The sequence below is a fragment of the Streptomyces ipomoeae 91-03 genome (assembly GCF_000317595.1).
In the GTDB taxonomy this organism is placed as follows: Bacteria; Actinomycetota; Actinomycetes; order Streptomycetales; family Streptomycetaceae; genus Streptomyces; species Streptomyces ipomoeae.
On sequence record NZ_AEJC01000263.1, the window covers coordinates 1 to 18,900 of the forward strand.

Annotated in this window: 21 protein-coding genes; 11 read left to right on the forward strand and 10 right to left on the reverse strand. The window is 68.6% G+C overall.

What is annotated here, in order from left to right:
• Nucleotides 1-112: 112 nt before the first annotated feature.
• Nucleotides 113-307, reverse strand: coding sequence for a helix-turn-helix transcriptional regulator (locus STRIP9103_RS17400; protein WP_009313650.1), 195 nt, complete (start codon nt 305-307; stop codon nt 113-115).
• 120 nt (nt 308-427) lie between these two features.
• Here STRIP9103_RS17400 and STRIP9103_RS17405 point away from each other — a divergent pair, with 120 nt between their 5' ends.
• Nucleotides 428-931 (forward strand): helix-turn-helix transcriptional regulator, encoded by a 504-nt coding sequence (locus tag STRIP9103_RS17405; RefSeq protein WP_009313666.1) that lies wholly within the window; start codon nt 428-430, stop codon nt 929-931.
• A gap of 21 nt (nt 932-952) precedes the next feature.
• Nucleotides 953-2,107, forward strand: a complete 1,155-nt coding sequence (locus STRIP9103_RS17410) for a tyrosine-type recombinase/integrase (RefSeq protein ID WP_009313654.1) — start codon at nt 953-955, stop codon at nt 2,105-2,107.
• A gap of 7 nt (nt 2,108-2,114) precedes the next feature.
• Here STRIP9103_RS17410 and sodN read toward each other — a convergent pair whose 3' ends face one another.
• Nucleotides 2,115-2,510, reverse strand: a complete 396-nt coding sequence (gene sodN / locus STRIP9103_RS17415; RefSeq protein ID WP_009313646.1) for a superoxide dismutase, Ni — start codon at nt 2,508-2,510, stop codon at nt 2,115-2,117.
• A gap of 147 nt (nt 2,511-2,657) precedes the next feature.
• On the opposite strand from sodN, the gene sodX reads away from it, so the two are divergent.
• Nucleotides 2,658-3,092, forward strand: coding sequence for a nickel-type superoxide dismutase maturation protease (gene sodX, locus STRIP9103_RS17420; RefSeq protein WP_048820458.1), 435 nt, complete (start codon nt 2,658-2,660; stop codon nt 3,090-3,092).
• Here the strand turns inward: sodX and STRIP9103_RS17425 are convergent.
• Nucleotides 2,996-3,625, reverse strand: a complete 630-nt coding sequence (locus tag STRIP9103_RS17425; protein ID WP_009313647.1) for a CGNR zinc finger domain-containing protein — start codon at nt 3,623-3,625, stop codon at nt 2,996-2,998. The genes sodX and STRIP9103_RS17425 overlap by 97 nt on opposite strands.
• Nucleotides 3,626-3,749: 124 nt before the next feature.
• Between STRIP9103_RS17425 and STRIP9103_RS17430 the strand changes: the two genes are divergently transcribed.
• The 3 genes from STRIP9103_RS17430 to STRIP9103_RS17440 all read left to right on the forward strand — a co-directional run bounded on the left by STRIP9103_RS17430 (nt 3,750) and on the right by STRIP9103_RS17440 (nt 7,250).
• Nucleotides 3,750-4,511: a class I SAM-dependent methyltransferase gene (locus STRIP9103_RS17430; RefSeq protein ID WP_009313659.1), complete on the forward strand. Its 762-nt coding sequence runs from the start codon at nt 3,750-3,752 to the stop codon at nt 4,509-4,511.
• A 192-nt stretch (nt 4,512-4,703) separates the two neighbouring features.
• The gene (locus tag STRIP9103_RS17435; RefSeq protein WP_048820459.1) at nt 4,704-5,348 is read left to right on the forward strand and encodes a hypothetical protein; all 645 of its coding nucleotides are present in this window, start codon (nt 4,704-4,706) and stop codon (nt 5,346-5,348) included.
• Between the two features lie 129 nt (nt 5,349-5,477).
• Nucleotides 5,478-7,250 carry an AfsR/SARP family transcriptional regulator gene (locus STRIP9103_RS17440; RefSeq protein ID WP_141585169.1) on the forward strand — a complete coding sequence of 591 codons (1,773 nt, stop codon included), beginning with the start codon at nt 5,478-5,480 and terminating at the stop codon, nt 7,248-7,250.
• A 115-nt stretch (nt 7,251-7,365) separates the two neighbouring features.
• On the opposite strand, the gene STRIP9103_RS17445 is transcribed toward STRIP9103_RS17440, so the two are convergent.
• The 4 genes from STRIP9103_RS17445 to STRIP9103_RS17460 all read right to left on the reverse strand — a co-directional run bounded on the left by STRIP9103_RS17445 (nt 7,366) and on the right by STRIP9103_RS17460 (nt 10,896).
• Nucleotides 7,366-8,022, reverse strand: coding sequence for a hypothetical protein (locus STRIP9103_RS17445; protein ID WP_009313648.1), 657 nt, complete (start codon nt 8,020-8,022; stop codon nt 7,366-7,368).
• A gap of 145 nt (nt 8,023-8,167) precedes the next feature.
• The gene (locus tag STRIP9103_RS17450) at nt 8,168-8,974 is read right to left on the reverse strand and encodes an amino acid ABC transporter ATP-binding protein (RefSeq protein WP_009313667.1); all 807 of its coding nucleotides are present in this window, start codon (nt 8,972-8,974) and stop codon (nt 8,168-8,170) included.
• Complete coding sequence (locus STRIP9103_RS17455; protein ID WP_009313641.1) at nt 8,971-9,900, reverse strand: amino acid ABC transporter permease; 930 nt, start codon at nt 9,898-9,900, stop codon at nt 8,971-8,973. The genes STRIP9103_RS17450 and STRIP9103_RS17455 overlap by 4 nt, the downstream gene beginning before the upstream one ends.
• 33 nt (nt 9,901-9,933) lie before the next feature.
• On the reverse strand, nt 9,934-10,896 hold the full coding sequence (locus STRIP9103_RS17460; RefSeq protein ID WP_009313658.1) for an ABC transporter substrate-binding protein: 963 nt from the start codon (nt 10,894-10,896) through the stop codon (nt 9,934-9,936).
• Between the two features lie 607 nt (nt 10,897-11,503).
• On the opposite strand from STRIP9103_RS17460, the gene STRIP9103_RS17465 reads away from it, so the two are divergent.
• The 4 genes from STRIP9103_RS17465 (at nt 11,504) to STRIP9103_RS17480 (ending at nt 14,973) form a co-directional block, all read left to right on the forward strand.
• The gene (locus STRIP9103_RS17465) at nt 11,504-12,745 is read left to right on the forward strand and encodes an NAD(P)-dependent malic enzyme (RefSeq protein WP_009313649.1); all 1,242 of its coding nucleotides are present in this window, start codon (nt 11,504-11,506) and stop codon (nt 12,743-12,745) included.
• A 297-nt stretch (nt 12,746-13,042) separates the two neighbouring features.
• On the forward strand, nt 13,043-14,008 hold the full coding sequence (locus STRIP9103_RS17470) for a zinc-binding dehydrogenase (RefSeq protein WP_009313652.1): 966 nt from the start codon (nt 13,043-13,045) through the stop codon (nt 14,006-14,008).
• Nucleotides 14,009-14,164: 156 nt separating this feature from the next.
• The gene (locus STRIP9103_RS17475) at nt 14,165-14,374 is read left to right on the forward strand and encodes a helix-turn-helix domain-containing protein (protein WP_009313642.1); all 210 of its coding nucleotides are present in this window, start codon (nt 14,165-14,167) and stop codon (nt 14,372-14,374) included.
• On the forward strand, nt 14,374-14,973 hold the full coding sequence (locus STRIP9103_RS17480; protein ID WP_048820461.1) for a Clp protease N-terminal domain-containing protein: 600 nt from the start codon (nt 14,374-14,376) through the stop codon (nt 14,971-14,973). The genes STRIP9103_RS17475 and STRIP9103_RS17480 overlap by 1 nt, the downstream gene beginning before the upstream one ends.
• Before the next feature lie 217 nt (nt 14,974-15,190).
• On the opposite strand, the gene STRIP9103_RS17485 is transcribed toward STRIP9103_RS17480, so the two are convergent.
• Both STRIP9103_RS17485 and STRIP9103_RS17490 read right to left on the reverse strand, forming a co-directional pair.
• Nucleotides 15,191-16,375: a PadR family transcriptional regulator gene (locus STRIP9103_RS17485; RefSeq protein ID WP_009313664.1), complete on the reverse strand. Its 1,185-nt coding sequence runs from the start codon at nt 16,373-16,375 to the stop codon at nt 15,191-15,193.
• A gap of 1 nt (nt 16,376) precedes the next feature.
• Nucleotides 16,377-17,546: a DUF4097 family beta strand repeat-containing protein gene (locus tag STRIP9103_RS17490; RefSeq protein WP_009313668.1), complete on the reverse strand. Its 1,170-nt coding sequence runs from the start codon at nt 17,544-17,546 to the stop codon at nt 16,377-16,379.
• A 211-nt stretch (nt 17,547-17,757) separates the two neighbouring features.
• On the opposite strand from STRIP9103_RS17490, the gene STRIP9103_RS17495 reads away from it, so the two are divergent.
• Nucleotides 17,758-18,621 (forward strand): hypothetical protein, encoded by an 864-nt coding sequence (locus STRIP9103_RS17495; protein WP_009313651.1) that lies wholly within the window; start codon nt 17,758-17,760, stop codon nt 18,619-18,621.
• 69 nt (nt 18,622-18,690) lie between these two features.
• Here the strand turns inward: STRIP9103_RS17495 and STRIP9103_RS17500 are convergent, their stop codons facing one another.
• The gene (locus tag STRIP9103_RS17500) at nt 18,691-18,870 is read right to left on the reverse strand and encodes a DUF6104 family protein (protein ID WP_003992906.1); all 180 of its coding nucleotides are present in this window, start codon (nt 18,868-18,870) and stop codon (nt 18,691-18,693) included.
• Between the last annotated feature and the right edge of the window lie 30 nt (nt 18,871-18,900).

The following is an 18,900-nucleotide window of genomic DNA, read 5'->3' on the forward strand; positions in this document are numbered from 1 at the left end:
GTCCCGCCCCTCACCGTCTTGTTCGTTCAGGGATGGGCGATGTGCGGGGGACTCTCCGGCCCTCGGCGTTGGCGCGCCGAGGGCCGTTGCCGTGCCCGGAGCTTCCGACGACTCAGGAGGTCAGGCCCCACTCGTCTCGGCCGTCGGTCAGCGTCCGCTCGTAGCGCAGCAACTCGGCCTCGGGGTACAGCACCCGCTTGCCGATCTTGATGCCGCGCGGGCCTTTCCCGATCTGGCGCCAATAACGGACGGTGCTCTCGGCCGTGCGGTAGCGCTCAGCGACCTCGGCGGTGGTCAGGTATCGCATGCATTCCCATTCGACTAGACAGCGATCCGATCTGCATAGTTTGTACACGACGATCGCCGGTTAACCAAATCGGATAGAGTGTGTTTCAATTGGGGTAGTGATGGTGGCGACGGAGGTGTGATGGCAGGCGGCAAGCACGAGGGTGGCGAAGTACCTCTGCTCTACAGCGAAGGCAACATTGCGGCGCGAGTGGCGCTGGAGCGCGAGGTCAGGGGGTGGAGCACGACTGAACTGGCGGACCGGGTGACCAAGGCCGGCGTCAAGATGAACCAGACCGCCGTCTGGCGTATCGAGAACGGCACTCCACGCCGCCGTATCAACGTCGACGAGGCACTCGCCTTCGCCCGCGTCTTCGAGTTGCCCCTCGAAGAGTTGATGTCCCCGCCCCTGGAGGGGCTCGATCTCAACAGCAGGCGGCTCGTCCAGGAAGCCGTCGAGGCGTACTACGAGACGCGCGACGCCGAAGACCGCCTGCACCACGCCGTCGTCGGCATCGCCGAGCACATCCAGGCTCACCCCGACAGCTCACGGGCCATCCACGAACAGTGCCTCCGCCTCATGGGCGAGGAGCGCGACGCCCGCACCCTCACCGAGTACATCGAGAGTGGCGGCTACCACCGATAACCAACCCAAGGGAGAACACACTTGGCCAACATCCAGAAGCGCCCCAATGGCAAGTGGCGGGCCCGCTACCGCGACCTCGACGGCAAGGAGCACGCTCGCCACTTCGATCGCAAGATCGACGCCCAGCGCTGGCTCGACGAGGTCACGGCCAGCATTGTCACGGGCCAGTACGTTGACCCGCGCGCCGGACGGATCTCGTTCGCGAAGTACGCGGAGAGGTGGGAGGAGTCGCTCATCGTGGGTGAGGCGGCCGAGCGCATCACCGACAACGCGCTGCGACTGCACCTCGTCCCGGCGCTAGGCTCCCGCGCCATGGCGGCGATACGCCGGAACGACATACAGGTTCTGTTCAAGAGCCTGTCCGAACAACTCGGCCCCGGCAGCGTGCGCAACGTCTACGACGTCCTCGTACGCCTCATGACCGCAGCCGTCGAGGACAAGGTCATCGCCTCCAGCCCGTGCCGCCGGATCACCCTCCCGCCTATGCCGGACGAGGAGGTCACCCCGCCCACGGTTGCGCAGGTCGAGGCCATGGCCCGTGTGATGCCGCCGTACATCCGCGCGGCGATCGTCACGCTGGCCGGATCAGGCTTGCGAATAGGCGAGTTGCTCGGCCTCAAGGTGTCGGACGTCGACTTCAAGGCGGGCACCATCCGCGTCGAGCGGCAGCGGCTCCAGTCAGGGAAGATCGGCCCGCCGAAGACCGCCAAGTCGCGGCGTACGGTTCCGGTCGGCGAGGTCGTCACGGACGCCCTCCTCACGCACCTTGCGACACGCCCCTCCAAGGAGTGGCTGTTCACGATGGAGGAGGGCGCGCCCCTCAACTACCGCCGCTGGAAGACGGAATGGAACTGCGCCCGCAGGGCCCTCCAGGCGGCGGAGAACGCGACAGCCGAGCGCGAGGGCCGCAAGCCCGTCGAGCTGCCGCACATGGTGACCCACGACCTGCGCCACTTCTTCGCCTCCGCACTCATTGCCGGCGGAGCGAGCGTCAAGCAGGTCCAGCTGGTCCTCGGCCACGCGTCCGCCGTCATCACGCTGCGGATCTACGCCCACCTGTGGCCGGGCGAAGAAGACCGCACCCGGACCGTCATGGACGCCGTGCTCGGCGGCCTGCGGACCGGGTGCGGACAGGTAGGCGATGTGACCCGCGAAACCGCAGGTCAGACGGCCTAGCCATAGATCAAGCCTTCTTGGTCTCCCAGAAGATGCGGTCGATCTCGGCGATGAGCTCAAGGGCCTTCTCGCCGGTCTTCGGGTCGGTGGACGCCTTGGCGGCCGAGAGGGCCTTCAGGGTGTCGTTGACCAGGACGTGGAGCTGCGGGTACTTCTCGAAGTGCGGGGGCTTGAAGTAGTCGCTCCACAGGACCGACACGTGGTGCTTGGCGAGCTCGGCGCGCTGCTCCTTGATGACCGTCGCGCGAGCCTGGAAGTGCGGGTCGTCGTTGGCGGCCATCTTCTCCTGCACGGCCTTCACCGACTCCGCCTCGATGCGGGCCTGGGCCGGGTCGTACACACCGCAGGGCAGGTCGCAGTGCGCGCTGACCTTGACCTTGGGGGCAAACAGGCGGGAAAGCATGGAGCATTCCTTCCTCGTGATCGTCTTCTCAGGTGGGACATTACTCCCTGCGAGAGAGGTTTTCGCGAGTGCCCCCATGGGCTTAGGACAAAAGTCCGGGGTCAGACTGGGACTGGTGGAGGACGAAAGCCGGGGAGGTGCCGGGTGATGCCGGAGCTGTCGCAGGAGACCGAGCGGGGCAGGGGTCTCCTGCCGTTGGGGGTGGCCGAGGTCACGGGACCTTCCATGGTGCCGACGCTGCACCACGGGGACCGGCTCCTCGTCCACTACGGGGCACGGGTCCGGATCGGTGACGTGGTCGTGCTGCGTCATCCCTTCCAGCAGGACCTGCTCGTCGTCAAACGGGCCGCCGAGCGGCGCGAGGGTGGCTGGTGGGTGCTCGGGGACAACGCGTATGCCGGCGGGGACAGCACGGACTACGGGGTCGTGCCCGATGAACTGGTACTGGGGAAGGTCCGATTCCGCTACCGGCCCCGGGCCGCCGGTCAGCGCTCGCCGCTCGCGCTCGCCCGCTGGGCGCTCTGCGCCGCCCGTCCCGTGCTCTGCGACCGGTCGGCCTCCAGGCGTTTGCGGGCGCGGTAGGCCGCCACGTTGGCGCGCGTCGCGCAGCGGTCCGAGCAGTAGCGCCGGGAGCGGTTGGTGGAGGTGTCGAGGTAGGCGTTGCGGCACGGTGCCGCCTCGCACAGGCCGAGCCGGTCCACGCCGTACTCGGTGAGATGGAAGGCGAGGCCCATCGCGGCGATGGCGGCATAGCCCGCGGTCGCGTTGGAGGAATGGTCCGCGAGGTGCATGTGCCACAGCGGGCGGCCGTCGTCGTCCCGGAAGTCGTGGCCGGAGATCTGCGGGCTCACCGGGAACTCCAGCAGCAGTGAGTTCAGCAGGTCCACGGCGAGCGTCTCGTCGCCGTCGTTCGCCGCCTCGAAGACCGCGCGCAGCCGCGCCCGGACCGAGCGGAAGCGCGTCACGTCCGCGTCCGTCGCACGCCGGGCCGCCGACTGGTTGCCCCCGAAGAGGTCGCGGACGGCCTCGACCGAGGTGAGCGAGTCCTTGCCCCGGGCCGGCTCCTCGGTGTTGACGAGACGGACGGCGTAATCCGAGTAATAGGCCAGTTCCACTTGTAGTCCTTACGAGGGGGCTCTATCGTCGTGATGCGGGTTGGGTAACAGCTGCTCGTGCTTACAGGGTATTACGCGGCATGGAGAAGAGCGGTACGCGGAAGAGCGGAAGAAGGGGCCTCTCATGACCACCACCACGACCGGACCCGACTGGCACGCCTGGCAGGAGAGCTGGGACCGGCAGCAGGAGTGGTACATGCACGACCGCGAGGAGCGGTTCCGGGTGATGCTGGACATGGTGGAGGCCTTCGTCGGCCCCGAGCCCCGCGTCCTCGACCTCGCCTGCGGTACGGGTTCCATCACGTCCAGGCTCCTCGCGCGGTTCCCGAACGCCGTCAGCACCGGCCTCGACCTCGACCCCGCGCTGCTCACCATCGCCGAGGGCACCTTCGCGGGCGACCGGCGCGTCACATTGGTCACCGCCGACCTCACCGACCCCGACTGGCCGACCCGGCTGCCGTACGACTCGTACGACGCCGTGCTGACGGCCACGGCCCTGCACTGGCTGCACAGCGACCCCCTCGCCGCCCTCTACGGTCAGGTCGCGGAACTCCTCCGCGACGGCGGTGTCTTCATGAACGCGGACCACATGATCGACGAGACCACGCCCCGGATCAACGCGGCGGTCGCCTCTCACGATCAGGCCCGCAGGGAACAGGCCAAGTCGAACGGCGCCATCGACTGGTCCGAATGGTGGCAGCTCGCCGCCCAGGACCCCGTCCTCGCCGCCCCGACCGCCCGCCGTTTCGAGATCTACGGCGAGCACGCCGAAGGCGACATCCAGAGCGCCGAGTGGCATGCCCGGGTACTGCGGGAGAAGGGGTTCGCCGAGGCCCGTACGGTCTGGCGGTCGGCGTCGGACGCACTGGTGCTGGCGCTCAAGTAGCCATGCGGAGAGCCGGTGTCCGCAAGCTCGGCATCCGGCACACCACGCACACCACGCACTCCGCACGCCACGCGCACCATGCGCCTGCACACCACGCACACCATGCACTCGCGTGTGGCGCGGTGTATGGCGGGCGGCGCGACCATCGCCTCAGGCGGTGACCGGCGCCGCCCGTCCTCTAGGAGAGTTCCAGTGAAGGCGAAGAAGAGTGCCCTGGCTGTCGCGCCACTGGCCCTGATGATGGTCGTGGGCGTGAACACCCAGGCGGAAGCGGTGACCAAGCACTGGTCGAGCAAGCCGTACGGCGTGACGTTCTCGAATTACTCCAAGCCGCTGCAAAAGTGCATCGTGGTCACTCTGACCGGGAAGATGGAATACCTCTGGTGGTACAAGAAGCCCGGTTCCAAGGAGAAGTGGGTCGAACAGATCCGCCTCAAGGACCCGCAGATGGCGATGAGCATCAAGGGCAAGTGCGGCCGTAACGGGGCACCCAAGAAGCTGACCGACGCGTCGTTGTCGCAGCGCTACTACGACTCCGCGTGCAAGACCTCCACGGCCGTCACGGTCAGCCTTCCCTTCGCCGTCGGTGTGACGCCCACCCAGAAGTGCGGCCGCATCAAGACCGCCAAGTGGTCGACCAAGTACACCAACAACTCCTCGTCGTACGTCCAGTTCAACAGCGGCAGGAAGGCCACCTTCAAGAAGACCATCAGTGCCGCACCCATTGCCGGCCGCAACCAGGCCTGTGTGCGGACCGATGCCGTCTACACCGCGTATGAGGGCAGCTACTCGGATTCTTACGCCAAGACTGCGAATATCTGTGTAAAGGTGTACTGATAAAGGCGTAATGATGCTGGATGGAAGCCCCCGTGCTCAGTAGTATCCGACTACTGAACACGGGGGATACATACAGTGAAATTCTACATTTTGGGGCCACTGCGCATAAATGCCGACAACGGTGAACCGGTGGCTCTTGTTCGCCGCAAAACCCGCCTTTTGCTGGCAGGTCTGCTGCTACGCCATGGGCATCCCGTCACGACCGATGAGTTGATCGGCGTCTTGTGGGGAGACGCACCGCCTTCGTCGGCCCGTGCCAATCTCCACTCGTACATTTCCACACTCCGTAGGCACCTGGACGGTCAGGGGTCACCCGTCGTCACCGCCTCCCGCGATGGTTATGGCATCCGGATCGCTCCCGACGAGTTCGACCTGTCCGCCTTCGAGCGGCGCGTCGCCGACGCCCGGGAGGCTGTCCGCGCCGACCGGCCAGGACAGGCGGCACGGTCCTTCGCCGCGGCGCTGGACCTGTGGCGGGGCGACGTACTGGAGTCGCTCGAGCTCTCCGAACCACTGCGGGCGCAGGTCACCCGGCTTGAGGAGATGCGGCTGAGCGTCCAGGAGGACATGATGGACGCCCGCCTGTCAGCGGGTGAACATGCCCACGCGGTCGGGGAGTTCAAGGAACTGGTGCAGGCCCAGCCGTTCCGCGAATACCGCTGGGGGCGGCTCATCCTGGCCCTGCACCGATGCGGCCGCACGAAGGAAGCCCTGGAGACGTACCAGGTACTGTGCTCCCTGCTGGACACGGAACTCGGCGTCGGACCGAACGCCGAACTCCGCGCGATGCAACGCGCGATTCTCGCCAATGAGATCTGTGCACCGCCGCCCGCTCATCTCTCCGTCCGCACCGCCGTCGGCAAACCTCTCTGGCAGGGGACGCGACCGCACGTCACCGTGCTCGGCCGCGAACGCGAACGCGCCGAGCTCGCCGAACTCGCCCTGGAAGAGCGACTGGTGACCGTCACGGGACCCGGCGGATGCGGAAAGTCGGCGCTCGCCCTGGACACCGCGCGCGTTGTGGCGGACTGCTTCACCAACGGGGTGACGGTCACCGCACCCAGCCCGACGGCATTGGCGAGGCTTGTGTCTCTGCTGGATTCCGAACAGGCGGACGTTGTCGATGAGGCGCTCACCGTCGGGCCGGGCAGGCGCGCACTGATCGTTCTGGACAACTTCGACCAACTGGCCCCCACCGTCACCTCTCTGGTCCGCCGGCTGCTCGCTCACCCTGCTGTGACGGTGCTCGCCACGTCGCGCGCGCCCCTGCGGATCAGTGGTGAAGTGGTCTGGTCGCTGGGCCCGCTGTCCACCCCCGTCGCCGACGAGGAGACCGCGGCCACCCGACTGTTCCTGAACCGGGCCGGCCAGGCCATGCCCGAGTACCGGGCCACGCGCGGCGACTGTTCACTGGCCGGGCGCATCTGCCGCCGCCTCGACGGCCTGCCCCTGGCCCTCGAACTGGCCGCCGCCCGGCTCCGCGTCCTCCCCATGAAGGCGCTCGCGGACCGTCTGGACACAAGTCTGGACTGCCTGCTGGTATCGGCCCCTCCCGTCCGGGCCACCCGGTCGCACCTCGCCCGAGAACGGCCCGCCACGCTCACGTCCGTCTTCGAGTGGTCGTACGCGCGCCTCGACGAGGCGGAGAAACTGCTCTTGCAGCGTCTTTCCGGGTTTCCCGGTGCTTTCAGCCTGGAGGACCTGGAGGATCCCACAGGGCTTCCCTCGCGACCCCCACTGTCCCCCAGCTGCGTCGTGTCCTTGCTGGCCTCACTCGTGGAGCAGTCGATGGTCCAGTCCCGGGACACGCCGCACGGCCGCCGGTTCCGCGTGCTCGGCCCCATCCGCGCGTTTGTCGCGCACGCGGCCCGGGAGTCGGCGGAGTCACTCGAAGCGGCCTGAACACCGCCCCGTAGGCAGTGCCTCATCATCGAACCCCCGTGTCCCTTCACCCAGGGCCGCTGGACACGGGGAGTGCGATCATCCGGTCATCGATTGCGCGGAGTCCGGACGGTCGCTAGTTGAAGACCTTCGCGCAGATGCTCATCGTCTTGCTGAACGAGTCGTCGTAGTTCCTGATGACCGCGGTGGCGGTCACGTCGGCCCGGAGACAGATGCTCTTCTTGCCCTTGTAGGGAGCGGCGTCCAGGCCGTCCGGCTTGAACGTGGCGGGACGACCCGTGTTGAACTGGTAGTACTTCGAGTTGTCGTTCGAGAACGAGGACGCCCGCTTGGCCACCTTGATCCGACCGCACTTCTTGGTCGGTGTGACACCGACGGCGAACGGGTAGCTGACGGTGATGGCCGTGGAGGTCTTGCACCCGTGGTCATAGATGACCTGCGACATCTTCGCGGCGGTGAGCTTGCGCGGGGCGCCGTTGGCGCGGCAGTTGCCCTTGACGATCATCTCCATCTGGGGCTTCTTCAGCCTGACCTGGTCGATCCACATGTCCTTGCGGTTGGTCGTGGGCTGCTTGCGCCACCAGCGGTACTCCATCGTCCCGCTGATGTTGACCGTGACACACCGGTCCAACGGCGCCGACCAGGTCGAGAACCCGCCGCCGTACGGCCTGCTCGACCAGTGCTTGGTGACCGCGCCCGCCTCGGTGTTCAGGCCGACGACCATGGTCAGGGCCAGCGGCACGACCGCCAGCAACCTCGTCTTCGCCTTCATTCGTCACTCCCCGCGCACAGCAGGCGGCGCTCATCGCCGCCGGGCGCCAGGAATGATCGTCGCGGACGCCACACAGCCCGCCACGCAGAGGTGCATGGCGGGCTGTGCGGGGGCGCCTACGCGCGCGGGGCGACCCGCGGGGGAGTCACAGCACCTTGGACAGGAACGACTTGGTGCGGTCGTGCTGAGGGTTCGTCAGGACCTCCCGCGGATGGCCGGACTCGACCACCACACCGTCGTCCATGAAGACCAGCGAGTCGCCGACTTCGCGGGCGAAGCCCATCTCGTGCGTGACCACGATCATGGTCATGCCGTCCTCGGCGAGGTCCCGCATCACATCGAGGACCTCGCCGACCAGCTCCGGGTCGAGGGCCGAGGTCGGCTCGTCGAAGAGCATCAGCTTCGGCTCCATGGCCAGTGCCCGGGCGATCGCCACCCGCTGCTGCTGACCGCCGGAGAGCTGGGCGGGGTAGTGGTCCTTGCGATCGCCGAGGCCCACCCGGTCCAGCAGACGTTCCGCGCGCTCCCGGGCGACGGCCTTGGTCTCGCCCTTGACCTGGACCGGGGCCTCCATGACGTTCTCCAGAGCCGTCATGTGGGGGAAGAGGTTGAAGCGCTGGAACACCATGCCGATGTCCCGCCGCTGCGCGGCCACTTCCTTTTCCTTCAGCTCGTAGAGCTTGTCGCCCTTCTGCCGGTAGCCGACCAGCTCGCCGTCGACCCACAGCCGACCGGCGCTGATCTTCTCCAGATGGTTGATGCACCTGAGGAACGTGCTCTTGCCGGAGCCGGACGGGCCGATCAGACAGAACACCTCGCGCGGGTTCACCTCCAGGTCGATGCCCTTGAGGATGTGCGCGAGCCCGAAGGACTTGTGCACGCCCTCGGCCAGGACCATCGGCCGACCGCTCGTGCTCGCGCCGATGCCCGTGCTCTTGCCGAGACTGCTCATCGGGTCACCTCCGGGCGCTTGAACGAACCGAACAGCCGGAGGTTCTTCTTCAGGCGTTGCAGCGGGGTCGGCGGCAGGTTGCGCGTCGAACCGCGGGCGTAACGGCGCTCCAGGTAGTACTGGCCGACGCTGAAGACACTGGTCAGGATCAGGTACCAGATCGACGCGACGAAGTACATCTCGACGACTGCGAGCGAGGTGCTGGAGATGTCCTGGGACCGCTTGATGAGCTCGTTGAACTGCACCGAGTAGGCCAGCGACGAGGTCTTCAGCATGTTGATGAACTCATTGCCGCTGGGCGGCACGATCACCCGCATCGCCTGCGGGAGGACCACGCGCCGGAGCGTCTGGGCCCGGGTCATGCCCAGGGAGTGCGAGGCCTCCGTCTGCCCCTCGTCGACCGACTGGATGCCGGCCCGGACGATCTCCGACATGTACGCGGCCTCGTTCAGGCCCAGACCCAGCAGCGCCGCCAGGAACGGCGTCATCACGTCGTTCATCTCGTCCTTGTAGAACCCCAGGTTGAGGATGGGGAACACGAGGGCGATGTTGTACCAGAGCAGCAACTGCACCAGCACCGGAGTGCCGCGGAAGATCCATACGTAGAACCAGGCCACGGTGCTCGTGACCGGGTTCGACGACATCCTCATGACGGCGAGGATCACGCCCAGGACGAGTCCGAGCACCATGGCGAGCACGGAGATGTACAGCGTGTGCCAGACGCCGGACAGGATGGTGCCGTCCGTGAGGTAGTCCGGGATGATGCCGTAGTTGATGTCCGCGTTGGAGAAGGCGATCCCGATCAGCACCAGGATCGCGATGACCACGGCGCCGGCCACCCAGCGGCCGTAGTGGCGCACCGGGATGGCCTTGATCTGCTCCGGCGGCAGCTCGGGTGCCGGAGCCTTGTCGACAATGTCAGTCACAGTGACTGCCCTTCAGTGTTGCGCGAGGGCCGGTCAGGAGCCGCCGTTGATCTTCGCCTCGGTCACCGCGCCATCGGTGACGTTCCACTTCTGGAGGATCTTCTCGTACTCGCCGTTCTCGATGATCGCGCTCATCGCCGCCTGTATGGCGTCGCGCAGCTCGGTGTTCTCCTTGCTGACGCCGATGCCGTACGGGCCGGCCTCGATCTGCTCGCCGACGACCTCGAAGTCCTTGCCGCCACCGGAGGTCTTCGCGTTGTACGCCGCGACCGGGAAGTCGTTGAGGTCCGCGACGGAGGCGCCCTGCTTGAGTCGGAGCAGCGCCTCGGGGTCGGTGTCGAAGGTCTGCAGCTTGATGGCCTTCTTGCCGTCCTCCTCGCACTTCTTGCTCTGTGCCTTGGCTATGCCCTCGGAGGTGGTGCCGACCTGCAGGGCCACGACCTGGCCACAGAGGTCGTCCAGGGACTTGATGCCCTTGGGGTTGCCCTTCTGGACCAGGATCGAGGTACCGGCGGTGAAGTAGTCGACGAAGTCGATGCCGTTGCCGACCTTCTTGCCGGTGTCGGAGTCGACACCGTTCTGGCGGTCCTTCGTGTCGTTCATCGCGGACATGATCACGTTGAACCGGTTCGCCTGCAGACCCACGATGAGCTGCGCGAACTTGCCGTTCTGGAACTCGAACCTCACCCCGAGCTGCTTGCCGAGCGCCTCGGCGATGTCCGGGTCGATACCGACGGCCTTGCCGCCCTCCATGTACTCCACCGGCGGGTACGCGATGTCGGAGCCCACCTTGATGACGCCCGCCTTGCGGATGTCAGCGGGAAGCTTGTCGGCGAGCGGGGCGGAAGCGGTGGAGGATGCATCGTCCGAGCCCGAGCCCTTGTCCGTCTGGTCACCGCAGGCGGTGAGAAGCAGGGCGCCCGCGACCGCGATCGCTCCGACGGCGGCTGTACGGGAGCGCAGGCCGGTCGTACGACGGGTGGTGCTTGCGGTCATGGTGGGTTCCTCCGGCGGGATGGGTGGAGTTGCCGATCGGTCGACGATTGACACGCGTCTTCGGGTGTCGCGACCTTGTGTGATTACGGCATCTTGCCATTCGGCCATGTGCATTCAGGTGACCCGCCATGTCAAAATCGGATAACGGGTGACCCCCGGATGACCCATGAACCGCTGCGGACCAGGCGATCACGCCGGATCCTGTGCGGGTTTTTCTTCTTCCGGCCGGAAGATCTTCGGCGCATCTCAAGATGCGGTCGGCCGCGAACTCCGCGCACGCGGTCGTACGGGGCCTGTCGCGGTTTGTCCGACACGTCCTGTCATCCGCTGATGAGTCCAGACGTTCATGATCGTCTGCAAATGACCTTCGACTTGTGACCTTCGAGGTATGAACGAGTGTGGACTCGTCGTCGGCGCCGTTCGTCCGGTAAGAAGGTTCCTTACACCCCTCATCCGGGGCCCAGGGCGCGTGTGCGGCGCGCCCGTCGCGTCTGAGCCCGTACGTGTCGCCGTACGTATCGGTGACCTGGGACTTACGCGGTGCCCGCCCACTCCCGAACCGGGAGCGGTCACCCTCAAACCTTGAAGACTTAAGGGGTAAAACAAAGTGGCAGCGGAGATTGTCAATCCTCGCAGCGACAGCGGCGACGCCGGCACCGGCAGTGCGGGTCAGGAAGGCGGCGGGGAGCCGCTCGATTCCTTCGACCCGGCGTTCGCATTGCACCGCGGCGGCAAGATGGCTGTGCAGTCCACCGTTCCGATCCGTGACAAGGACGATCTGTCCCTCGCCTACACGCCCGGCGTCGCGCGTGTGTGCACCGCCATCGCCGAGCAGCCCGAGCTGGTCAACGACTACACCTGGAAGTCCTCGGTCGTCGCCGTCGTGACGGACGGTACGGCGGTGCTCGGCCTCGGCGACATCGGCCCCGAGGCCTCCCTCCCCGTGATGGAGGGCAAGGCGATCCTGTTCAAGCAGTTCGGCGGCGTCGACGCGGTGCCGATCGCGCTCGCCTGCACGGACGTCGACGAGATCGTCGAGACCGTGGTCCGGCTCGCCCCCTCCTTCGGCGGCGTGAACCTGGAGGACATCTCGGCACCCCGGTGCTTCGAGATCGAGAAGCGGCTCCAGGAGCGCCTGGACATCCCGGTCTTCCACGACGACCAGCACGGTACGGCCGTGGTGACGCTGGCGGCCCTGCGGAACGCCGCGCGGCTGACCGGCCGGGGGATCGGCGAGCTGCGTGCCGTCATCTCCGGTGCCGGCGCGGCCGGTGTCGCCATCGCCAAGATGCTGCTGGAGGCGGGCCTCGGTGACGTCGCGGTCACTGACCGCAAGGGCATCGTCTCCGTGGACCGCGAGGACCTCACGCCGGTCAAGCGGGAGCTCGCCGAGCTCACCAACAAGGCCGGGCTCACGGGTTCGCTGGAGGACGCGCTCGCGGGCGCGGACGTCTTCATCGGCGTCTCCGGCGGTACGGTGCCGGAGGAGGCCGTCGCCTCCATGGCCGAGGGCGCGTTCGTGTTCGCCATGGCCAACCCGAACCCCGAGGTGCACCCCGATGTCGCGCACAAGTACGCGGCCGTCGTCGCCACGGGGCGGTCCGACTACCCGAACCAGATCAACAACGTGCTGGCGTTCCCCGGAATCTTCGCCGGTGCGCTGCAGGTGCGGGCGTCCCGGATCACCGAGGGGATGAAGATCGCGGCGGCCGAGGCGCTGGCGGCGGTCGTCGGCGACGACCTCTCCGCCGACTACGTCATCCCGTCGCCCTTCGACGAGCGGGTCGCCCCGGCGGTCACCGCGGCGGTCGCCGCGGCGGCTCGGGCCGAGGGTGTGGCCCGGCGCTGATCCGACGCCGACGGCTGGTTCGACGGCTCCGTCCCGCTGGTGCGGGGCGGAGCCGTCGGTCTTTTCGCCCCCGCCGCCCCTACCCGTCCCATCGACAAGCTGGGGGCTGCGCCCCCAGACCCCCTGGGCGGGTGGGCGGGTTGTTCGGCTGGGGTGCGTTGTGGTTGCTCGCGCCCACGCGGCGGAGCCGCACATCGACACAGCCCCGCGCCCCTGAAGGGGCGCAACTCCAGGCTTGACGCGTGTCACAACGCTGCCCGGTTCCCTCGCCTGTGGCGTACCTCTATGGTCAGGCCCATGTTCGCTGCCTACGCCGCCCGCATCGACCGTGACCACCCGCTCGACGGACTGGAGTTGGGCGACCGCCCGGCCCCCGATCCGAGGCCCGGCTGGACGACCGTGAAGGTGAAGGCCGCCTCGCTGAACCACCACGACCTCTGGTCCCTGCGTGGCGTCGGCCTCCCGGAGGACAAGCTGCCCATGATCCTCGGCTGCGACGCCGCCGGCGTCGACGAGGACGGCAACGAGGTGGTGCTGCACTCCGTGATCGGCCAGACCGGTCACGGCGTGGGCCCCGACGAGCCCCGCTCCATCCTCACCGAGCGCTACCAGGGCACCTTCGCCGAACAGGTCGCCGTCCCCACCTGGAACGTACTCCCCAAGCCCAAGGAGCTCTCCTTCGAGGAGGCCGCCTGCCTGCCCACCGCCTGGCTGACGGCGTACCGCATGCTCTTCACCAACGCCGGTGTACGCCCCGGCGACTCCGTCCTCGTCCAGGGTGCCGGTGGCGGTGTCGCCACCGCCGCGATCGTGCTCGGCAAGGCGGCCGGGCTGCGGGTGTTCGCCACCAGCCGGGACGAGGCCAAGCGCAAGCGGGCCGTGGAGCTGGGCGCGGTGGAGGCGCTGGAGTCGGGGGCGCGGCTGCCGCAGCGCGTCGACGCGGTCATCGAGACCGTCGGCGCCGCCACCTGGTCCCACTCCGTGAAGTCCCTGCGCCCGGGCGGCACCCTCGTCATCTCCGGCGCCACCAGCGGCGACCGTCCCTCCCACGCCGAACTGACCCGTATCTTCTTCCTCGAACTCAAGGTCGTCGGCTCCACCATGGGCAGCAAGGACGAACTGGAAGACCTCCTCTCCTTCTGCGCCACGACCGGCGTACGCCCCGTCATCGACGAGGTCCTGCCTCTCGACCGTGCCCGGGAGGGCTTCGAACGCCTGGAGTCGGGCGACCAGTTCGGAAAGATCGTCCTCACCAATCCCTGACACCGACCCTCTGACGGACTCCGACTCCGTCGTCACGGCGCGACTCTCGCGCGATACGACGCCACGGCCGGCCCGGTTTCTTTCGGGCCGGCCGTTTTCGCGCCTGACTTGTCAACCGGGGTTGACGAAGCTCGCTCGTCAACCTAAGTTGACAATATGACCGAAGCAACGGACCTCGCCGAGCGGGCCGGTGACCGCGACCCCCGGGTCGGGCTGCGGGCCGTCGCCGCACTGCGGAGGCTGCTGGAGCAGCTGGAGGCGGTGCAGGTGCGCAGCGCGCGCAATCAGGGCTGGTCGTGGCAGGAGATCGCCACGGAACTCGGCGTGAGCAGGCAGGCCGTCCACAAGAAGTACGGGAGGCATTGATGTTCGAACGGTTTACGAAGGACGCCCGGGCTGTGGTCCTGGGCGCGGTCGACCACGCGGAACGCGCCCAGGCGAGCAAGGTGACCGAGGAACACCTCCTGCTCGCCCTGCTCGACCGCCGGGCCGGCCGCGCCTCGTTCGCCCTTACCTCGCTGGGGCTGGCTGAGCGCCGGGACTCCGTGGAACGCGCCCTTGCCGAGGCCCAGCGCCGCGCCGGTCTCTCCCGCGCCGACGCCGACGCCCTCTCCGACCTCGGCATCGATCTCTCGGCGATCGTCTCCCGGGTCGAGGAGGCCCATGGGGTGGGGGCGTTGGCCTCCCGGCGAGGTGATGGTGCCGGCGGTGGCGAAGGCGGAGGGAAGAAGGGCAGGGGGCTCCTCTCGGGTCATCGCCCCTTCACTCGCGAAGCCAAGGCCGTCCTCACCCACTCCCTCCGCGCCGCCCAGGCCCACCGCGACCGGCACATCGGCGACGAACACTTCCTCCTCGCCCTCACCACCCGCCCCGGTCTTCCCGCCGAGGTCCTCGCGGACCATGGTGTGACGTACGAGGCCCTGGAGCGGGTGCTTTATGGCGCCGGGGAGGCCAAGGCGGGGTGAGCGGAGCCGGTGAGGGGAGCCGGCGCCCGGGGGCGTTGAGCGGGGTCCGGGGGTGCAGGTGGCCGGGCTCGGGGTGGGAGCGCTGGTGCGTTGCGGACTACGGGTCGAGTGTGGCTGCCCGCGCCCACCCGGCGGAGCAGCACATCGAAGCAGCCCCGGGCCTCTGGCGGGGCCAGCCCCTGGCGGGGCCTGCGCCCCTGGCGGGCCGCACCCCGGCTCACGCCTTCGGCGTCCTCAGTGTTGCCCCGATGTGGGCCGCCGCCGTTGACAGATGCCGTCGGGCATCGCGGAGTTGGTCCTCTGTCACTCCGTGGTCGCGGGCCGCGTCGCGGATGTCGTCGCGGAAACGGTCCAGGAGGCGGTCGAGATCGCGGGCCGGGTCGCCGGTCGAGGCCTCGTGCACCCAGGCGGGTTCGTAGCCGGCCGGGAAGTGCTCGGGGGTCGACGAGTAGTCCGGCTCCCCGATGCCGCCCTTACCGGCCGCCCGCTCAGCACCAGCACCCGCAGTTGCCCATGCGCCGGTATCCGTGCCCGTACCGGCACTTGCGCCCGTACTGGTACCCGCGCCTGCCCCCGCCCTCGATTCAGGTGCTCCCTGGCCCGAGTCCGCGCCCGCGCGCCCGAAGCCGAAGTCCTTCCCGAACTCCTTGCCGAAGTCCTTCCCGAACTCGCCGAACTCCTTGGCCAGTTCGGTCAGCCCCTCCCGTACCCCCGTCGGCCAGTCGCCCCGGCTGAAGTGGTCCTGGACGCGGTCCTGGACCCGCTTGGCGATGCGTTGGAGTTCTTCCTGGGCCTGGGTGCGGGCCCGCTCCTGGGCCTCCTTGGCCTGGCGACGGGCGCGCTGGGCCTCCTCGCGGGCGCGGCGGCTCTCGTCCTTGGCGCGTCGGGCCTGCTCCTTCCACTCCTGCTTGACTCGGCGCATCTCCTCCTTCGCCGCGCGCCACGCCTCCTTGTCGGCGTACTCCCCGAACTCCCCGAGCGAACCCTGCTCCCCGGCGCCCGTCCCGGCGCCCACGCGGGCCTCGGAGGCCGCCGCCCGCATCTCGCGGCGCAGGTCGCCCGCCGCCCCCCGTACATCGGCCCGGATCTCGGCGGCCAGCTCCGCCACCGACTCGCGGATCTCCAGCTCCAGGTCGGCCAGCTCGCCGCTGCGGTCGGCCAGTTCCGCGCGGCCCGCGTCCGTGATCGCGTACACCTTGCGGCCGCCCTCGGTGGTGTGGGTGACCAGACCCTCGGCCTCCAGCTTGGCCAGGCGCGGGTAGACGGTGCCGGCCGAGGGGGCGTACAGGCCCTGGAAGCGCTCCTCCAGCAGCCGGATCACCTCGTAGCCGTGGCGCGGCGCCTCGTCCAGCAGCTTCAGCAGGTACAGCCGCAGACGTCCATGGGCGAAGACGGGAGGCATGTCAGAGCACCTTCTTGTCGTTCGTGCTGGAGGTCGTACCGCCGTCCGAGCGGCTGACCGAACCATCGGGCAAGGCCCCACCGGCCCCATCGGCCGCCGCGTGGCCCAGCGGCTCATCGGACGGCTCGGGGAGACCGGCAGATGAATTGTCGGTTACGACCCCGGCCCCTTCAGCCGCCGGGGTACCAACCGACGCACCGTCCGCACCGACACCCGAACCTGCCTCCGACGGCTCGGTTATGCCGCCACCCAGCCCGGGCTCACGGGGTGCCGCCGTACCGTCACCCAGTCGGGGCTCATGGGTTGCCCCCGCGTCACCATCCACCCTCCTCTCCCCGCTCCCCGTCCCCGCGTCCCAAGGCTCGTCCTCCCTCGGCGGCCGGCGTAGCAGGGCGATCGAACCGGAGACGGTCGTCGCCTTGAGGCGGCCGTTGCCCGAGCCGAGACGTCCGGTGATCTTGTGGGCGCCCCAGGGGCCGCTGACGCGGAGGTCGTCGAAGGCGTTGGCGATCCTGCCGCTGGCGGTGTTGGCCTCCACCTCGGCGTCCGTGGGGAGGCGGATGGCGATCTCGCCGGAGACGCTGGTGAGGCCGACATCGGTGGGGCCGCCCGTGGGGTCGAGGTCGAGGATGATCGCGCCGCTCACCGAGTCGGCCCTCACGGTCGGGCAGGTCCCCTCGATGACGGTCAGATCGCCGGAGACGGAGCTCAGCCGGAGATCCCCGGTGACGGCCTGCGCCTCCACACTCCCGGAGACCGTCGTCGCGCGGACCTGGCCCGACAGGCCGACCAACGTCGTGTCGCCCGAGACGCCCTTGACCTCCGTACGCCCGTCCACCCCGGTCACCACGGCCGTGGCGCCGACCACGCCCACCTCCACGCGGGTGCTCGCCGGAACGGCGAGTGAGATCAGCGCGTTGCGGTGCCGGCCCTTGCGGTCGAGCCATTTCAGGAAGCCCTTCCAGGACAGGTCGTCATAGGCGACGGTCAGGGTGCCGTCCTTCTGCGTCACCGTCAGCGGTGGGCCCTCCAGATCGGTCACCTCCAGCCACGCGGAACCCTTGTCGGTGCCCACGACGTTCACCGTTCCGTTGACGACTCGCACATGCAGTGCCGTCACCGGCTCGTCGAACGTGAGCCTCCGTGGCTCGGCGACGGACCACTCGGACATCGTGCTGACCTCCTCGACAGACCGGACAGGGCGTAAACGCGGACAGGGCGGGGCGGGGCAGGGCGGGGCAGGGCGGAAGGATCGCCGCGCACACCATCGCGCAATATCGCGTCTTCCGTAATTCACGATATATCGCGGTCGTGCGAAGTCAAGACACCCGTTCTGGTGATCCCGCAGGGATGTATGCGACAAATCGTCCTAGCGTGGGTTCATGTCGACGGAAAACTCCCAGGGACCCCCGGGACCCCATGGCCCCCGATCCCTCCTCGCCCCCGGCGCGCTGCTGCTCTGCCGGGCGGATCCCGACTCCGTCGCCACCGTGGCCCAGCTGCTCCGGGAGCGGATGCTGCTCACCTCGGCCGGTCCCGAGTGGAGCGTGCTCGTGCCCGAGGGAAAGCCCTGGCTGCAAGGGAGCGAGCCCGTCGACCGCGTCCTCACCGGCTGGGCCACCGCCCTCGCCGTCGGCGCACCCTGGCCCGTACTCGCCCTGTGGTGGGACGTCGACCGCAGCGGCTACACCCTGGCCGCCGGCTTCCGTCGCACCGTCGGCTACATCTGGCTCGCGAACGGCACCCCGGTCGGCGAGGACGAGGCGATGCGCACCTTCGCCGTCCGACTGGGCCTGGGCCCGGTCCTCGACGCCCGCTCCCTGGAGGCCCTCACGAAGCCCGATCCGACGGCGAACGCCCGCACCCGCATGCTGAGCCTCCTCGCCGTCCTCACGCGCGCGGGAGTGGCCCTCCCCGCCGGTCTGACCCCCGGCGAACCCGCCGACCGGCTCCGCGAGGTCGCCCGCGTGCAGCCGGACGCCCAGCGCATCGAATGGAGCGGCTGGCGCGGAGCCGTCCGTATGGAACTGGACGCCCTCGTCGAGCGAAGCCGCCTCGGTCCCTGGCTCCCCTGGGCCGGCACTTCCAAGGCCCGGGCCCTCGCCACCGCCCAACTCCTGGCCGGTCTACCCCTCACGGCCTGGGGCCTGCACCGCCGCAGCGGCGGCTGGTGCGTCGCCGGCGGCCTGCTGATCGCCCACGGCGCCCTCGGCCTGCTCTACGACCTCTCACACCCCCGCGACTGACCTTCGGGGACCCACGACCGGACCCGACCGGCCCTCCCACCGGCGCCCCCTGCGCGTTACGCGGCCTGCCTACTCGTCGTCCTCGTCGTCCAACCGCGCCAGCCAGGTCGCCAGCCGTTCCACCGGCACCTCGAAGTCCGGATTCAGATCGACGAACGTCCGCAGCTGCTCGGCGAGCCACTCGAAGGTGACCTCCTCCTCGCCGCGCCGCTTCTCCAGTTCCTCGATGCCACGGTCCGTGAAGTACATGGGTCAAGGATAAGTGCGTGGAAACGGCCG

What these genes read in the sequence shown, in the direction of transcription:
- STRIP9103_RS17400 (WP_009313650.1), bottom strand. Translation starts at nt 307, where the DNA reads ATGCGATACCTGACCACCGCCGAGGTCGCTGAGCGCTACCGCACGGCC.
- STRIP9103_RS17405 (WP_009313666.1), top strand. Translation starts at nt 428, where the DNA reads ATGGCAGGCGGCAAGCACGAGGGTGGCGAAGTACCTCTGCTCTACAGC.
- sodN (WP_009313646.1), bottom strand. Translation starts at nt 2,510, where the DNA reads ATGCTTTCCCGCCTGTTTGCCCCCAAGGTCAAGGTCAGCGCGCACTGC.
- sodX (WP_048820458.1), top strand. Translation starts at nt 2,658, where the DNA reads ATGCCGGAGCTGTCGCAGGAGACCGAGCGGGGCAGGGGTCTCCTGCCG.
- STRIP9103_RS17430 (WP_009313659.1), top strand. Translation starts at nt 3,750, where the DNA reads ATGACCACCACCACGACCGGACCCGACTGGCACGCCTGGCAGGAGAGC.
- STRIP9103_RS17445 (WP_009313648.1), bottom strand. Translation starts at nt 8,022, where the DNA reads ATGAAGGCGAAGACGAGGTTGCTGGCGGTCGTGCCGCTGGCCCTGACC.
- STRIP9103_RS17450 (WP_009313667.1), bottom strand. Translation starts at nt 8,974, where the DNA reads ATGAGCAGTCTCGGCAAGAGCACGGGCATCGGCGCGAGCACGAGCGGT.
- STRIP9103_RS17460 (WP_009313658.1), bottom strand. Translation starts at nt 10,896, where the DNA reads ATGACCGCAAGCACCACCCGTCGTACGACCGGCCTGCGCTCCCGTACA.
- STRIP9103_RS17470 (WP_009313652.1), top strand. Translation starts at nt 13,043, where the DNA reads ATGTTCGCTGCCTACGCCGCCCGCATCGACCGTGACCACCCGCTCGAC.
- STRIP9103_RS17475 (WP_009313642.1), top strand. Translation starts at nt 14,165, where the DNA reads ATGACCGAAGCAACGGACCTCGCCGAGCGGGCCGGTGACCGCGACCCC.
- STRIP9103_RS17480 (WP_048820461.1), top strand. Translation starts at nt 14,374, where the DNA reads ATGTTCGAACGGTTTACGAAGGACGCCCGGGCTGTGGTCCTGGGCGCG.
- STRIP9103_RS17485 (WP_009313664.1), bottom strand. Translation starts at nt 16,375, where the DNA reads ATGCCTCCCGTCTTCGCCCATGGACGTCTGCGGCTGTACCTGCTGAAG.
- STRIP9103_RS17490 (WP_009313668.1), bottom strand. Translation starts at nt 17,546, where the DNA reads ATGTCCGAGTGGTCCGTCGCCGAGCCACGGAGGCTCACGTTCGACGAG.
- STRIP9103_RS17495 (WP_009313651.1), top strand. Translation starts at nt 17,758, where the DNA reads ATGTCGACGGAAAACTCCCAGGGACCCCCGGGACCCCATGGCCCCCGA.
- STRIP9103_RS17500 (WP_003992906.1), bottom strand. Translation starts at nt 18,870, where the DNA reads ATGTACTTCACGGACCGTGGCATCGAGGAACTGGAGAAGCGGCGCGGC.